The organism is Flavobacteriales bacterium (assembly GCA_021739695.1).
Taxonomy (GTDB): domain Bacteria; phylum Bacteroidota; class Bacteroidia; order UBA10329; family UBA10329; genus UBA10329.
Genome location: JAIPBM010000030.1, coordinates 24082 through 39762 on the forward strand (window position 1 = coordinate 24082; position 15681 = coordinate 39762).

A 15681-nucleotide genomic window follows, 5' to 3' on the forward strand; every position below is an offset into this window, starting at 1 on the left:
TTAACCGGATTGGGATAAATAATTGCCGAAAAATCATCAGCAAATTCTTCAATTCCAACATTGACTGATGAAGGTATTGAAATGCTATCGGTGCATCCATAAAGATTGGTCACCCAAAGAGTCACATTAAAAACGCCATTTGTGTTGAAGATGTGGATTGGGTTCTGTTCTGTACTAGTGTTCAAGCCTGAAGCAGGATCATCGAAATTCCAGAACCAACTATCAGCAAACAAGGAGTTATCAGAAAATTGAACGGTATCACTTCCACTTTCAGGATTTATCTCATAATTCTGAAAATTAGCAATCGGGCTTGGTGACACTTGAACTTGGCTAAAAACAGCGCTTGAATCATTACCACTTCCAGAGTAGACCCAAAGTGCAACATCATACGTTCCAGCCGCCAGATAAGTATGCGATGGATTGACCTCAACCGAACCACCACCATCACCAAAATCCCAAAAATTCGTAACTGCATTTTCGCTCAAATTCGTGAATTGCACTGTAAAAGGAGCGCAGCCCGTTAATGTATCAGCAACAAAATCAGCAGAGATATTCGGTGAAATGGTCATAAACGTTTGGCAAGAAACAGAACATCCCAAAGAATCACGAACATCAACCGTAGCAGTGTAAACACCAGGATTCTGGTAAATGTGCTGCACGGTTTCACCGAATCCGAGTGAACCATCACCAAAAGACCAATAGTATTCAAATGGTGCTAATCCACCACTTGTAACGGCAACTTCAAAATAGGTCGGTTCGGAAGAGACAAATGAATCTACAGAACAAGTTACGATTGGAGGAGGGATCACATTGACACTAATGCTATTGGTCAAAACTGTTTCGCCCGATGCGCAACCTAGTGACGAAGTCACTTCACAACTAACTGCATCTCCATTTTGAAGAAGTGCAGTAGTAAAGACTGGAGAATTTCCGCCTGAAGGAACTCCATTTACCATCCATTGATAATTCGGTGTTTGACCGACATTCTGAGCAGTGGCAGTAAAGGTCACAGAAGTGGTCTCGCAAACCGTGTTGGTGGTATCAGCAAACTGGGTTTGAATAGCAGCCGCAGGCAAAACAATAGAATCTACAGTAATCATTACCGTATCAGTGAAAGATTGCCCGCAACACTCAGTCTCCGTTGTCAATGTAAGTTCGTAAACGCCAGCAGAATCGAAGACCAATCCAAGTAGATTATAGTAGTTTGGGCCGTTATATGTAACTGTATCTCCTTCTATATTTCGCAACTGCCATATATAGTTATTGGCCGAAATAGAACTATTGAAATCAGAAACGTCTCCTTCGCATAGTTGGGTCGGTCCAGTTTGAATTTGAGGGTCAAGAGCAGGAACCACTGCATGGATATCAACGAAATCTGTATAAGTAAATGCAATTCCATTAACTACCAGCGTGAAGGTCTTGAACCCTGGTGTGGAAAAGCTCGTTACAGCTTCTTGCCCAAATGCAGAGGTTGGGTTTGCCCCAGCCCCAAAGAACCACTGCAATGTTCCTGATGCATCCGTACTAAAGGTTACCGGTGCATTCGTGCAACCACCGAATTCAACTGTGACTGCTGGTTGCGAGAGGCCATATATGTTCTGTAATACCAATGGTTGACCACCAGGATGTTCGTAGAGTTCTTCAGTGACCCCGTCAGACCCTTTGCCACCTTGACCTCCTTGACCACCTTGACCACCAGCGCCTCCTGACCCTCCTGCACCTATGTAACAAGCGGTGAAAATAGAACCACCTTCACCACCAGCTCCACCTTGTCCACCAAATCCACCTACACCACCGTTACCACCGATTCCTGCAAGACCAGATTCTAATTCACAATCCTTTAGAACACCATTAAACCCATTATTCCACACGAACATTCCGTACGAACCTCCAGCTCCTTGTCCTCCGCCTCCTCCAAGACCTCCGCTTCCACCTTCACCACCACCACCACCACCAGCGCCAGTTCCATTCCTGTTTTCTGGAATCGTATCGTCAATCGGCCACGGGATGTATGCATAAAACTGCCCTCCATATGAGCCACCTCCGCCTCCGCCTCCGCCTCCAGCAGCATTCCCACCTACCAAACCTGCTGTACCAGAACCAGGAGTGAAGAATCCGCTTAGGAAACTATAACTGCCAGGAACCCCTGCTAAACCGTCAAAACCATCAGAACCATCCCCTCCAAATTCACCATCATTGGCAGGAGTTCTATCGCATGAGGTGGACAAAACCGCTGTGAAATTTTCTTGACCGCCTGTACCTGCATAACCAGAACTTGGGCCTTGCCCATCTTCTCCTGGATAACCTGGGAATGCATCTCCTCCTGCTGGAAACGAATATGTTCCTCGTTCACCTCCATCTCCACCATCTCCACCAGTGTTGCTACCAGGAAAAGAACAGCAGCCACCATTACCGCCAGACCTATTACCCCAGGAATGCTCTTCTCCAGTTTGTCCTGGTTCTCCGGGAGCGCCTGAGATTCCCAAAGCGCCAGGCGCACCTGGGTTTCCACTTCCTCCATTTCCAGCAATTATATCGCATCGGACAATCTGGTAATCAGAACAATTATTCAGATATACACCATAGGTTGTAACCCCTTGTCCAAGGGCATTGCTCGTACGAATGGTAATATCTTGAATTCTAAAATTGGACTGACCAATACACGAAATTCCGATTAAACGTGGCGGGCCAACTTGAAAATTAGACTGATCACGATAAATTGTCGTGATGGCAGAATTATCTTTTATCCAATTCGAATTGAATCCTCCGATAAGCTGAGCATTACTTGGCATATTAAGCGCATTCGAAATCACGTAAGTGCCCGACTGCAAGTAAACCTTATCGGCATTGCCACCAATCATACTCAATCCTGTTAGAAGGTCGACTGGATCATCCGCTGAACCTGATCCGCTTGCGGAACCAGAAACAGCAACATGAATAATATCTGAAAACTGACTGGTACCCAAACCAGTACAGGTCTGTGCTGAGGCATTCTGTAACCACACGACACAAACGAGCACCAATATTATTGACACTGACCTGAACAAGATATTTCGCTGCTTATTTAAACGCATGAAAAATGCTGCCGCAATTTCGACAATGGTTCGAGTTTATCCAAACACTAACTATCGCCATATCAACAATGTTTTAAACGGTAAGTTCTAAGATTGGTTGCCGAGATGATTTGATCATTATAATTTAAGTCAGCATTACATGATATGATCATCGAAAAACACAACAAAAACCATGTTCATTCCTTAAGTTTGCAAATCGAAACATGGAAGTACTGAACCATCTTCATACAGCCAAAGCAAAAGACCAAAAGCTCTTTTCGCTTCTTATTGACCCTGATAAGACAGGCGGAAATGAACTGGAGCGCACCGCAATTGCAGCACAAAACGCAGGCGTTGACATGTTTTTTGTAGGCGGAAGTCTATTAGTAAGCAATACACTTTTCGACTGTATTCAGATTATCAAGGCAAACTGCAATATTCCTGTTGTTCTATTTCCAGGTGATAACATGCAGGTCGTTCCAAATGCTGATGCGATTCTACTTTTATCGGTGATTTCGGGAAGAAACGCTGAAATGCTGATCGGAAAGCACGTGGTGGCTGCGCCCATGTTGAAAAATAGCGGATTGGAAATTATCCCGACCGGTTATATGCTAATCGACAGCGGAAGGCCGACCACCGCTTCATACATGAGCAACACCAATCCGTTGCCACATGATAAAGATGATATTGCCGCCTGCACTGCCATGGCTGGAGAAATGCTCGGTATGAAAACCATCTTTATGGATGGCGGAAGTGGTGCGTTGAATTCCGTTTCTGAAAGTATGGTGAAACGCGTGGCTGAACATGTGGATGTGCCGATAATTGTAGGTGGCGGATTGAAAACGCCCGAAATGGCCAAAGCCCGTTTTGATGCTGGAGCAACCGTTGTTGTTGTTGGCAATGCGATTGAAAAAAACGGATCGCTGCTCGCAGAAATGGCCAGCGCCAGATTCTAAAAAATGCAAGTTACACTCGAAATAACGATGTATCCGTTGACAGACGGCTACAAAGAAGCCGTCAAGGATTTTCTTCGCAGGCTTAATAAGTTTGAGCACGTTGAGGTCATTACAAATGGCGTAAGCACGCAGGTTTTCGGTGAGTATGATGAAGTGATGACAGCGTACTCGGAAGCTCTCAAACCGTCAATGGAATCAGGTATTGCAATTGCTGTGGTATCGAAGATCATCAACACACATTTGCCGCCCGACCGCTGGGATACCAGCCAATGGACATAAACCGTTGATGGTTTTATCGCAACTATTTTCAAAAAGCTTTTGGACTTCTGAACGGATTTACGAATCGGTCGCTGTTGTCTCGAGTTTTCTTTACACTCTTCTTTATATACGAGGAAGCGCATGGTGCTGGCTTTTCGCGTTTGTAGGTGCTTCCATTTTCACGTATCTGTGCTACGAGAAACGCATTTTTGCCGAAAGTTTTCTCCAGTTTTTTTATGTGGTTATGGCCATTTATGGTTACGTAACGATGAATGCTAAATGGCAAACCATCGTTTGGAGCTGGCAGACGCATGCTACTTGGATTGCAATTGGCACTGTTGGAACTTTTGCCAGTGCTTATCTATTGAGAAAATTCACTTCGGCAGAAATGGTCTTGGAAGATTCATTCACCACCGTTTTCAGTTTGATTGCAACTTGGGTGATGGTGAATTATGTACACGAAAATTACCTTTATTGGATCGCGATCGATCTTGTGTCCATTCATCTTTACTGGAAGCGCGAACTTTACTTTGGATCAGCCCTTTATTTCGCATATACCATATTAGTTACTGCCGCGTATTTCGGATGGATGTAAAGCAGGTCATAGCCATTGTTGGCCCAGAAAGCACAGGAAAAACCACTTTAGCCAATGACCTGTCCAACCACTTTTATGGCGATGTTATTCCTGAATTTTCGCGTCAATTCCTCGATTCCAAAAATGAATCTTACCAAAAAGATGACCTTTTTACCATCGCGCAAAAACAGCTCGAATTAGAAAAAAAGCACTTTGCAGAATCCAATGGACCGTTTTTCTGCGACACGGATATTTTGGTGATCATGATATGGCATCAGTTCAAATACGGAAGCGTTGACACAAGGATTGAGGAATTATTCCATCAGCAAGTACCTAGAACATACCTTCTTACATACCCCGATCTTATTTGGGAACCGGATCCTTTGCGCGAAAACCCGAACGATCTGATGCAGCTTTTTAACGAGTATGAAACAGCCCTCAAAAAAATTGGAGCTGAATACTACGTTGTAAAAGGATCAGGAGACAAAAGACTGAAGGCTGCATTACACATCATCAGTCAAATGAAATTGGCTTAATTTGGTTGCATGAGTTTATCGGCAACTTTCGAAAAAGCATTTAAAACTTTACTTCCGGCACCATTTACAATAGCCGTGGTGCTTACCATCATCACGATGGTTTTGGCTGTTGGTCTGACCGATTCTACTGCAACGGGATTTGGAAGACTAACCGAAATTCTCGGCTTTTGGGAACAAGGACTTTGGAATGCACCGTTGATGGTATTTGCCATGCAGATGATGCTGATGTTGGTTCTCGGTCATGCTCTAGCGCTAACGAAACCTGTCGATTCCATCATCCGCTTCGCTACAAAATATTGCAACACCACAGCAAATGCAGCAGCCATCGTAACGCTGCTTACCATTTTAGTTGCACTGTTCAATTGGGGCTTGGGATTGATATTCGGAGCCATTTTAGCACGAAAAGTTGGCGAACATGCTGCGAGAAATGACATCAACCTGAATTACCCGCTCATTGGTGCAGCTGGATATTCCGGATTGATGGTGTGGCACGGAGGTATTTCTGGTTCTGCGCCTATAAAAGTGGCTGAGCAAGGTCACATTACATCTTTAATGAAAGACATCGTTTCACCAGAACAATTGTCGCTTTTGCCCGATCACATCTCTTTTTCTGAGACCGTTTTCGGACCAATGAATCTGACAGCTACACTCTTAGCCATTTTCATTCTCCCGCTCTTCATGTATTTTCTTGGCAAACGATCTAAAAGCGGGAACTTCCTGCCTATTCCTAGTTCAAAAACTCACTTGGAAACCATTGATATTGTTGGTGCAGAGCGTTTGGATCACTCCAAGATTTTCGCGAGCATTATCGGATTGACAATTGGTGGCTATTGCGTTTTCATCGCCATAAGAACATTCCCAAGCGCTGGTTTTAGTTTTATCAATCCGAACTTCATCAATTTGCTGCTTTTAGGTTCTTGCGTATTACTTCACCGCAGCTTCTTCAAATTTCTGAAAGCCATTGACGAAGCCATCGGTGGCGCATCTGGCATTCTCATTCAGTTTCCGCTTTATTTCGGCATTATGGGAGTAATGAACAGTTCGGGGCTGGTACATTCGTTCTCAGATTTTTTTGTGCGCATTTCAGATCAGACCACCTTTCCCATCTTCACCATGATAAGTGCAGGAATCGTAAATGTTTTCGTTCCGAGCGGTGGCGGGCAGTGGGGCGTACAAGGGCCGATCATTCTGCAAGCTGCCGTTGAGTTAGGCGCCAACATTCCCAAAAGCATCATGGCATTGGCTTACGGAGATCAACTCACCAATATGCTTCAACCGTTTTGGGCTCTGCCACTATTGGGAATAACAGAACTTAAAGCGAAGGAAATTGTACCTTATACCGTTGCATTAATGGGGGTAGGATCTGTGATATTCCTAATTGTGCTGCTGATGTTTTAATTACACAGAGATTCAATAGAGATTTTGAGATGCACAGAGTGTCGACAAAAATGCAATATGAGAAAATGTGCTGCTGATGTTTTTAATTGCACAGAGATTCAATAGAGATTTTGAGATACACAGAGTGTCGACAAAAATGCAATATGAGAAAATGTGCTGCTGATGTTTTTAATTACACAGAGATTCAATAGAGATTTTGAGATACACAGGGAGTCGTTAAAAAATGAATAATGGGAAAATTTGAACATTCTGACGATTCTGAACTGACCGGATTAATTATCGGAGCTGCCATTGAAGTGCATCGCGAATTGGGACCTGGTTTATTGGAATCAGTCTATCAAACCTGTCTGATAATGGAATTGGAAAACTTGGGGCTAAATCTAAAAACCGAAGTGAAAATGCCTGTTAATTACAAAGGCATTGAGTTGGACCAAGGATACAGAATCGATATTCTTGTGGAAGACAAAGTGGTGATTGAACTCAAAACGGTTGAAAAACTAACCGATGTTCACACAGCACAAATTCTCACTTACATGCAACTTGGTGGATTTCCTCTTGGATTACTCATCAATTATAAGGTCAAATACTTGAAAAATGGAGTGAAACGATTTGCTTTATGACACTAAACTCTGTGCTTCTCATTTCCTCAACTTATCTCTGTGTAAAGCAATCGTCCAGTGAAACTACAATTGACCAATTTCCTTAAAACACTTGGCCCGGGAATCCTATTTGCGAGCACCGCCATTGGCGTTTCGCATTTGGTGCAAAGCACGCGGGCCGGAGCTGATTATGGATTTGCGCTTGTAGGTTTCATCATAGCTGCCAATCTGTTCAAATATCCCTTTTTTGAATATGGAAGTCGCTACGCAAACGCCACTGGCGAAAGCTTGATTGACGGCTATAAACGTATCGGAAAATGGATGCTGTGGCTCTATTTTGCAATCACAATCGTCAGCATGCTATTTGTATCTGCTGCCGTTGGCGCAGTGACTTCCGGTTTCCTTCAAAATCTGTTTGGAATAACTTCTTGGGGCGTTTATGCCACAGGAGGATTATTCGCGGTCTGTGTTGGAATTCTAGCAAGTGGCAAATATGGACTATTGGACAAAATCACAAAAGTGATCGGTGCTGTGCTCTTTATTTCAACCGTTTTCGCATTCTTTCTAGCGCTAGCCAAAGAGCCAAATCCGCAATTACCAGATTTCGTTCCACCAAGTATTTGGAGCGAAACAAGCATCCTTTTCATCATAGCGTTGATGGGTTGGATGCCCACAGCGATTGACCTGAGCGCGTGGAATAGCCTTTGGACATTGGAACGGATCAAGCAGTCAGGCTACAAACCCACCCTGAAAGAAACCCTTGCCGAATTCAATTTGGGCTATTTGATTTCGGCCGTACTGTCCATATGCTTTGTAACCCTTGGCTCATTCATGCTTTATGGCTCGGGAACAGAACTACCGAACAGCAGCGGAGAATTTGCCAATGCTGTTGTAGGATTGTACACAAATTACATTGGCGATTGGAGCTATCTGATCATTGCAACGGCTGCATTCAGCATCATGTTCGGCACCTGCATAGCCGTTTTTGATGGATTTTCACGCAGTTTTGAACGAACAATTGAGCTCCTTTTTCTTCCTAACGATCAGAATCTCGGCTCGAAAAAAGCATACAACGCATCGTTAGCCGTTATCGCCATAGGCGCTTTCATGGTTATTTTCCTTTTTGGAAAACACATGAAAGTGTTGGTTGATCTGGCCACGTCCATCAGTTTCCTTATTGCTCCGGTAATTGCCATTGTCAATTTTCGCTTGGTAAGTGGGAAATTCGTTCGAAAAGAATTTCAGCCTGGTCTTTGGCTCAAAGTGCTCAGCTTGGCAGGAATCGTATTCCTAACTGGTTTCGCCATTTGCTTCATTGCCATCGAATTCATTTGATTCTTCCGTTTTTTTCCACGTAACTTTGCCGCCATCAGGGGTGCCCAGAAAATCTGCGGCTGAGATCATACCCTTTAACTTGATCCAGGTAATGCTGGCGGAAGAAGATGAAGAAATTATTTCTATTGCATGCGCTTGTCCTTAGCGCTTTACAAATTCAGGCTCAGACAATTTCAGGAACGGTTTACGCTGCAACGGATAGCACTGCTATCCTAGGTGTGAATGTGCTTGTAGCTGGAACATTCAGTGGAACGGTTACCGATAGCGAAGGCAATTTCAGGTTGATCTACGGCAAAGCCGATTCCGTGAAACTTCAATTCAGTTTCATTGGTTTTGATGCTGCGGAGATTTCGGTTTTGGCTAGTCAGGAAACACGCCACCAGTTCTACTTGAATCCTACATCGTATCAAAAAGATGAAGCCGTGGTTGCATCCACACGTGCCAATCGCAATACTGGAATGGCTTATACCGAAGTGGATGCGAAAACCATCAAGCGAGGAAATTTCGGTCAGGATATTCCACAATTGTTGGAATTGGAACCAAGTGTTGTCTCTACATCCGATGCTGGTGCTGGCGTTGGTTATACGGGAATCCGAATCCGCGGTACAGATCCAACACGGATCAATGTAACGCTGAACGGAATTCCTGTCAATGATTCAGAATCTCACGGAGTGTTTTGGGTAAATATGCCTGATCTGAGCTCAAGTTTGAACAATATCCAAGTTCAACGAGGCGTGGGAACAAGTAGCAATGGTGCCACTGCTTTTGGAGCCAGTTTGAACATGCAGACCAACACACTTAATAAGAAGTGGTATGTGAATCTGGTGAACGGCTATGGTTCCTTCAACACATGGCGACATACCGTTGCCGCTGGTTCTGGACTCATCGCCAACCGATTTACAATTGATGCCCGTTTGAGCAGAATTTCTTCGGATGGGTATGTAGACCGAGGAAGTTCCAGCTTGTGGTCTGCATACGCATCAGCAGCATATCATGGAAAGAAAACGTTGATTCGTTTTAATGTCATCAGCGGTTTGGAAAAGACCTATCAATCTTGGTACGGAACTCCTGAATCGAGAGTAAATGGCGATACAGCTGGCATGAACGCCTACGTTGCTCGAAACTACCTTTCACCAGCCGATTCTGCTAACCTGCTGAATAGTGGACGGACGTATAACTATTATATGTACCCAAATCAGATCGATCATTATCAGCAAACGCATTATCAGCTGATCATGTCTCACGAGTTCAGTCGCGAGTGGACCTTCAACCTAAATGGGCATTACACACGTGGCCGCGGATATTATGAAGAGCAGCGCTTGGGTGATAATTTGGCCGACTACGGTTTGGAGAACCAAATTATTGGAAACGATACGGTGACTACGGCCAACATCATCAGAAGACGTTGGCTGGACAACCATTTTTATGGTTTCACTTTCAGTATCAATTATACTTCAGGCAAACGGTTTTCTGCAACATTCGGTGGCGCATGGAACCAGTACCACGGCAAACATTTCGGAGAAGTTATCGGCACTGATCTGGCCGTATACCAGAACATCGACCATCGGTATTACGAGAACAATGCGAGCAAAAACGACATCAATGTATATGTAAAGGCCACGTATTTCGTGCATCCAAAAGTGAGCTTGTTCGGAGATTTTCAGCATCGCACTATTGAGTACAGTTTTGTTGGTCCGTATGCTGAATTGTTTGGAGATGTGACTGTGCAGAAACAGACATTGAACTGGCACTTCTTCAATCCGAAATTCGGGATCAATTACGACCTGAACAGCCGCAATCGTTTTTATACTTCGTTTGCCATGGCAAACCGCGAACCTGCACGAACAGATATTGTAGAAAGCACACAGCTATCGCGCCCAAGCAGCGAAACACTTTACGATTGGGAGCTCGGATACGAACGTAAAGCCCGAAAATATTCTGTTGGATTAAACGCTTATTGGATGGTTTACCATAATCAGTTGGTGCTGACTGGAAGCATAAACGATGTAGGCTCATACACCCGTCAAAATGTAGATTGGAGCGACCGCTACGGAATTGAATTAATGGGAACTTGGAACATCCTCAAAAACCTGAACATTTCTGGAAACTTCACTTGGAGTCAAAACAAAATCTGGGATTTTACAGAATACGTGGATGATTACGACAACGGTGGACAAGTGGCCATTCATCACGGCCTGACAGATATTGCGTTTTCCCCCAATTACATTGCTGCCGCCAACCTGACCTACGAACCCATCAAGAACTTGAGCGCATCATTCATTACAAAATATGTTGGCAAGCAATTCCTAGATAATACTTCGAGCAAAGACAGAATGCTTGACGCCTACGTAGTGAACAACATCCGATTGAACTACAGCCTTAGTTGGAAGTTCTTTAAGGAAATTGGAGTTGGTGTTCAGTTAAACAACATCTTCAATCAGCTTTACTCATCAAACGGTTACACGTTCTCTTACATTTATGGCGGTCAAACCACTACAGAGAACTTCCAATATCCGCAGGCTGGCTTCAACTTCATGACCATGCTGACGTTGAAGTTCTGATCAGATTGTCCTTATAATTGGTGTATGAATGTTGGATTTGTAAAATCGCCCATCGGTTGGCTCAAGATAACCCAAGAAAACGGAGCCCTTTCTGAAGTACATTTCGTAGATGATGACGCGAATAATTACGCGGAACCAACAGATGGAATTCTCAAAGTCTGTTCGTTGCAGTTGACAGAGTACTTCGAGGGAAGAAGAACAGTATTCGATATTCCATTAGCACCAATAGGAACGGATTTTCAAAAAACCGTTTGGAAAGAGCTGCAAAGCATTCCGTTCGGGAAAACCATTTCTTACATGGATATGGCAAAACGTTTGGGCGACCCGAAAGTGATTCGCGCTGCAGGAACGGCTAACGGCAAAAATCCGATCGCGATAATAATTCCCTGCCATCGGGTAGTTGGAAGTGATGGAAGTTTGACTGGATATGCTGGAGGATTAAAACGGAAGCAGTGGTTGCTTGAACACGAAAGTGCCCAAACCGCACTTTTTTGAACGCGAAAACGAGAAACGTGAAAATGATCTCAGATCACCTTTTTCTTCAGGTAATACGTATTGAGTTGCATGCCAGCCTCAGAAGATTCTGTTGCTGACTGAATGGTATAACCATGAGACAGGAAATCTGTCAGTTTCTGCTTCAAAACCAAGTCACCATTTCCGAGTTCCGTATCAGTGACTTTTACTTCATCAAGCTTCCCCAGTCCTTTTGATACAAAGACCACTGGCTTTATTTGAAACTTCTCGTTGATCGGTTGAATGACCCGAACAATGGCCAAACTATCATTCTTGCATTCTGGAGCTGGTCCGCCAGACCATGAACCGAACAAAATCCAAGCTGCGAATATGGAGAAGACAACCAACGATCTGAGAGAGGAATTTCCCATGGGTTTGAATTTGCGCTTGAAAGTAGAAAATGTCTACGCAAATAACAAGCAACCACTAGTTGCCGCAATTGCAGTGACTGTCCATTTGAACCTTCACATTTGGCAATAGAATCTTAATATCTTCCTGCTCCGATTGGGTCATCACGATCACGCGAAGATCGATCTCTTCGAGTGCATACATTTCGGCCACAGAACCCGGCAAACGTGTGATATTGTTGCTCCACATATCTAAATACCTCAATTTCTTGAGGTTTCCTATCTCCATCGGTAACGACTCCAATTCGTTCTGATTGATGATCAATTCCTGAAGGTTTTCGAGTTCACCGATCTCTGCTGGAAGCGACACGATTTTGTTTTTATAAAGAATGAGCTTTTTAAGATTTTTTAACAAACCGACCGACTTCGGAATCTCCGTCAAGCGATTCTTACTCAGATCCAGCCACTGCAGATTTGGAAACGCGGTGAATACTTCTGGCGGAACTTCGCGGAGCCTGTCCTTTAGTTTTAAACTGTAGACGCTATCTCGCGGAGCGGCAAGTGCCTCTTCGAGCGAGGTATATTGGTAGATCTCCGTTTCGAGGGCTTCTAGATTCCAATTCTGAGATGAAACAGAACTGCTTGCAAGACAAAATAAGAGCAGCAGAAAAATCCTCATAGCATGGCTTCTGCAAGATTCCTATCAATGATCAGTCGCTCTTTCAGCTGCTCCACGTTTTCAAATTTTATTTCGTCCCTGATTCGATCTTTCAGCAGGAGTGTCAACCCTAGACCATAAAGATCATGGTCGAAGTTAAAGATATTGACTTCAATCCGCCTTTTGGTTCCTTCAACGGTTGGACGCATGCCGATATTGAGCATGCCTTTGAATTTCTTTCCATTCACCAACACGAAACAAGCGTAAACGCCATTTGCTGGCACCACCTTCAATGGGTCGTTTATATGGATATTGGCCGTTGGAAATCCGAGTTCTCTACCGAGCTTATCGCCATGAATTACGGTTCCTGAAAGTTGGTAAGGATATGAAAGGTACTTTTCGGCTGTGGCTACATCGCCATCTTGAAGTGCCTTTCTGATCTTAGTGGAACTCACTGCCACATCATCCACGTCTTGAACAGAAATTTCCTCTACCTGAAAACCGTATAACGGTCCAGACTCACGCAAATGCTCGAAGCTTCCTTCGCGGTTGCGGCCAAAATGATGGTCGTAGCCAATTACCAGTACAGAAGTTCCGAGTTTATCTACCAGAATATCACGGATAAAATCCAAGGATGTGATCCGTGAAAACTCTCTTGTAAAAGGATGAATGATGAGATTCTGAATTCCTGCATCTTCCAACAACTGAATCTTCTCGTTCATGGTGGTGATGAGTTCCAAGCCGTGATCGTCTGGAAAAAGAACCATGCGCGGATGCGGATGAAAGGTAAGTAGCACACTTTCACCGTCCACTTTTTGGGCAACTTCGTTCAAACGGTCGATGATCTTTCTGTGGCCAAGATGAACGCCATCAAAGGTTCCTGTTGTAACAACCGCAGCTTTGACTTTCTGGAATTCGCTTATGGAATGGTAAACCTTCAACTGTTCTGTTTGGGGCGACAAAAATATCCAAATAAGTAGGTACGGCTTAGAGACGTCCGCGCTTTCGAAGAAAGGACAACTGAAGCAACCTGACTTGGAGATGGATATTGCCACGGAATTCCCGAAAAGAATTCCTCGCAATGACGTTAGCTAGATGCACCGCGTGAGGGATGGGAGCGGCATCCTTTTTTGCTTTCGGGCAAAAAAGATAGAGCGTACAGCCCGACCCCTTGCGCAGCTTGGGGACACGCCCAAAACACTTGATTTTGAATTGAAATTTAACAGGTTATCAAGGCTTGTCAACATTTTTTAAACATGCCTTGTTCAAGCAGAACGAAAGACCTACTTTCGCAGTCCGAAAAACGAGCCTTTTTAATACGGTATAAAACAACTTATAAATGTCAGCTCTAACAGGTAAAGTAGCTCAGATCATTGGTCCAGTTTTGGACATCAGCTTTGACAATAGCAATGGAGAACTTCCAAAAATTCTGGATGCACTTGAAGTAACTCGTCCAGATGGACAAGTTGTAACACTTGAGTGCCAACAACACGTGGGTGAGAACACCGTTCGTGCCATTGCAATGGATTCTACAGACGGTTTGAGCCGTGGAACTGAAGTTCGCGCTTTGGGTGCTCCTATTTCAATGCCAATTGGAGAGCAGGTTTACGGTCGTCTTTTCAACGTGGTTGGAGACCCGATTGATGGAATGGCTGACTGCGATAAAACTGGTGGTTATCCAATTCACAAGGCTCCACCAAAATTTGAAGAGCTTTCTACTGCAACTGAGGTTCTTTTCACTGGAATCAAGGTAATTGACCTTATTGAGCCTTATGCAAAAGGTGGTAAGATCGGTTTGTTCGGTGGTGCTGGTGTTGGTAAAACCGTACTTATTCAGGAGTTGATCAACAACATTGCCAAAGGACACGGTGGTCTTTCTGTGTTTGCAGGTGTTGGTGAAAGAACACGTGAGGGAAATGACCTTCTTCGTGAAATGATTGAGGCTGGTATCATCGATTATGGTGATGCTTTCCGTCATTCAATGGAAGAAGGTGGATGGGACCTTTCTAAGGTTGACCCAGAAACATTGAAAAAATCGAAAGCAACGTTCGTATTCGGACAGATGAACGAGCCTCCTGGGGCACGTGCTCGTGTTGCTCTTTCAGGATTGACAATTGCTGAGTATTTCCGTGATGGAGATGAGAAATCAGGAGGTCGCGACATCCTTTTCTTCATCGACAACATTTTCCGATTTACACAAGCAGGTTCTGAGGTTTCGGCTCTTCTTGGTCGTATGCCATCTGCGGTAGGTTACCAACCAACATTGGCAACTGAGATGGGATTGATGCAAGAGCGTATCACTTCAACTAAACGAGGGTCTATTACATCTGTGCAGGCGGTTTACGTACCTGCGGATGACTTAACTGACCCTGCACCAGCAACTACTTTCTCTCACTTGGATGCTACCACGGTACTTTCTCGTAAGATCGCTGAGTTGGGTATCTATCCTGCGGTTGACCCATTGGATTCAACTTCACGAATCCTTATGCCTTCTGTTGTTGGTGATGAGCACTACAATACGGCACAAAGAGTAAAAGAAACGCTTCAGCGTTACAAAGAACTTCAGGATATCATTGCCATCCTTGGTATGGATGAGCTTTCTGAAGAAGATAAATTGATCGTTAGTAGAGCAAGACGTGTACAACGTTTCCTTTCTCAACCATTCCACGTGGCAGAGCAGTTCACCGGACTGAAAGGTGTGCTTGTTGATATTGCTGATACCATCAAAGGTTTCAACATGATCATGGATGGTGAAGTAGATGAATACCCAGAAGCAGCTTTCAACTTGGTAGGAACTATTGAGGAAGCAATTGAGAAGGGTAAGAAATTGATGGCAGAGGCGTAAATCGGTTAATGGTTATTGGTTAACAGTTAACCGGAATCCAATAACCCC

13 protein-coding genes, 3 pseudogenes and 1 riboswitch are annotated in these 15681 nt (G+C 44.1%); of the genes and pseudogenes, 11 read left to right on the forward strand and 5 right to left on the reverse strand.

Annotated features, from left to right (window positions below):
- Positions 1-77: 77 nt before the first annotated feature.
- Both K9J17_15600 and K9J17_15605 read right to left on the reverse strand, forming a co-directional pair.
- Positions 78-404, reverse strand: a pseudogene (locus K9J17_15600) (PKD domain-containing protein).
- A gap of 165 nt (positions 405-569) precedes the next feature.
- A pseudogene (locus K9J17_15605) lies at positions 570-1100 on the reverse strand (PKD domain-containing protein).
- A gap of 565 nt (positions 1101-1665) precedes the next feature.
- On the opposite strand from K9J17_15605, the pseudogene K9J17_15610 reads away from it, so the two are divergent.
- The 10 genes and pseudogenes from K9J17_15610 (at position 1666) to K9J17_15655 (ending at position 11765) form a co-directional block, all read left to right on the forward strand.
- Positions 1666-1812 (forward strand): annotated as a pseudogene (locus K9J17_15610) (2-methylisoborneol synthase).
- 1465 nt (positions 1813-3277) lie between these two features.
- A complete protein-coding gene (locus K9J17_15615) occupies positions 3278-4009 on the forward strand; it encodes a geranylgeranylglyceryl/heptaprenylglyceryl phosphate synthase (protein MCF8278154.1) in 732 nt (243 codons plus the stop codon).
- A gap of 3 nt (positions 4010-4012) precedes the next feature.
- A complete protein-coding gene (locus K9J17_15620; GenBank protein ID MCF8278155.1) occupies positions 4013-4288 on the forward strand; it encodes a hypothetical protein in 276 nt (91 codons plus the stop codon).
- 7 nt (positions 4289-4295) lie between these two features.
- A complete protein-coding gene (pnuC, locus tag K9J17_15625) occupies positions 4296-4862 on the forward strand; it encodes a nicotinamide riboside transporter PnuC (GenBank protein MCF8278156.1) in 567 nt (188 codons plus the stop codon).
- Positions 4853-5377, forward strand: a complete 525-nt coding sequence (locus tag K9J17_15630) for an ATP-binding protein (protein ID MCF8278157.1) — start codon at positions 4853-4855, stop codon at positions 5375-5377. Before pnuC ends, K9J17_15630 begins: the two co-directional genes overlap by 10 nt.
- A gap of 9 nt (positions 5378-5386) precedes the next feature.
- Positions 5387-6775, forward strand: a complete 1389-nt coding sequence (locus K9J17_15635; protein ID MCF8278158.1) for a TIGR00366 family protein — start codon at positions 5387-5389, stop codon at positions 6773-6775.
- Positions 6776-7005: 230 nt separating this feature from the next.
- On the forward strand, positions 7006-7395 hold the full coding sequence (locus K9J17_15640; GenBank protein ID MCF8278159.1) for a GxxExxY protein: 390 nt from the start codon (positions 7006-7008) through the stop codon (positions 7393-7395).
- A gap of 57 nt (positions 7396-7452) precedes the next feature.
- Positions 7453-8709, forward strand: a complete 1257-nt coding sequence (locus K9J17_15645) for a divalent metal cation transporter (GenBank protein ID MCF8278160.1) — start codon at positions 7453-7455, stop codon at positions 8707-8709.
- 26 nt (positions 8710-8735) lie between these two features.
- Positions 8736-8832, forward strand: a riboswitch (TPP riboswitch).
- Positions 8817-11270 carry a TonB-dependent receptor gene (locus K9J17_15650; GenBank protein MCF8278161.1) on the forward strand — a complete coding sequence of 818 codons (2454 nt, stop codon included), beginning with the start codon at positions 8817-8819 and terminating at the stop codon, positions 11268-11270. (Overlaps the previous riboswitch by 16 nt.)
- A gap of 24 nt (positions 11271-11294) precedes the next feature.
- Complete coding sequence (locus K9J17_15655) at positions 11295-11765, forward strand: methylated-DNA--[protein]-cysteine S-methyltransferase (protein ID MCF8278162.1); 471 nt, start codon at positions 11295-11297, stop codon at positions 11763-11765.
- A gap of 29 nt (positions 11766-11794) precedes the next feature.
- On the opposite strand, the gene K9J17_15660 is transcribed toward K9J17_15655, so the two are convergent.
- From K9J17_15660 to K9J17_15670, 3 genes are read right to left on the reverse strand one after another with little or no spacing between them, the layout of a single operon-like run.
- Positions 11795-12154, reverse strand: a complete 360-nt coding sequence (locus K9J17_15660; GenBank protein ID MCF8278163.1) for a hypothetical protein — start codon at positions 12152-12154, stop codon at positions 11795-11797.
- A gap of 55 nt (positions 12155-12209) precedes the next feature.
- Positions 12210-12809 carry a leucine-rich repeat domain-containing protein gene (locus K9J17_15665; protein MCF8278164.1) on the reverse strand — a complete coding sequence of 200 codons (600 nt, stop codon included), beginning with the start codon at positions 12807-12809 and terminating at the stop codon, positions 12210-12212.
- On the reverse strand, positions 12806-13729 hold the full coding sequence (locus tag K9J17_15670) for a bifunctional riboflavin kinase/FAD synthetase (GenBank protein ID MCF8278165.1): 924 nt from the start codon (positions 13727-13729) through the stop codon (positions 12806-12808). The genes K9J17_15665 and K9J17_15670 overlap by 4 nt, the downstream gene beginning before the upstream one ends.
- A gap of 398 nt (positions 13730-14127) precedes the next feature.
- Between K9J17_15670 and atpD the strand changes: the two genes are divergently transcribed.
- Positions 14128-15633 carry a F0F1 ATP synthase subunit beta gene (gene atpD / locus K9J17_15675; protein MCF8278166.1) on the forward strand — a complete coding sequence of 502 codons (1506 nt, stop codon included), beginning with the start codon at positions 14128-14130 and terminating at the stop codon, positions 15631-15633.
- The last annotated feature ends 48 nt before the right edge of the window (positions 15634-15681 follow it).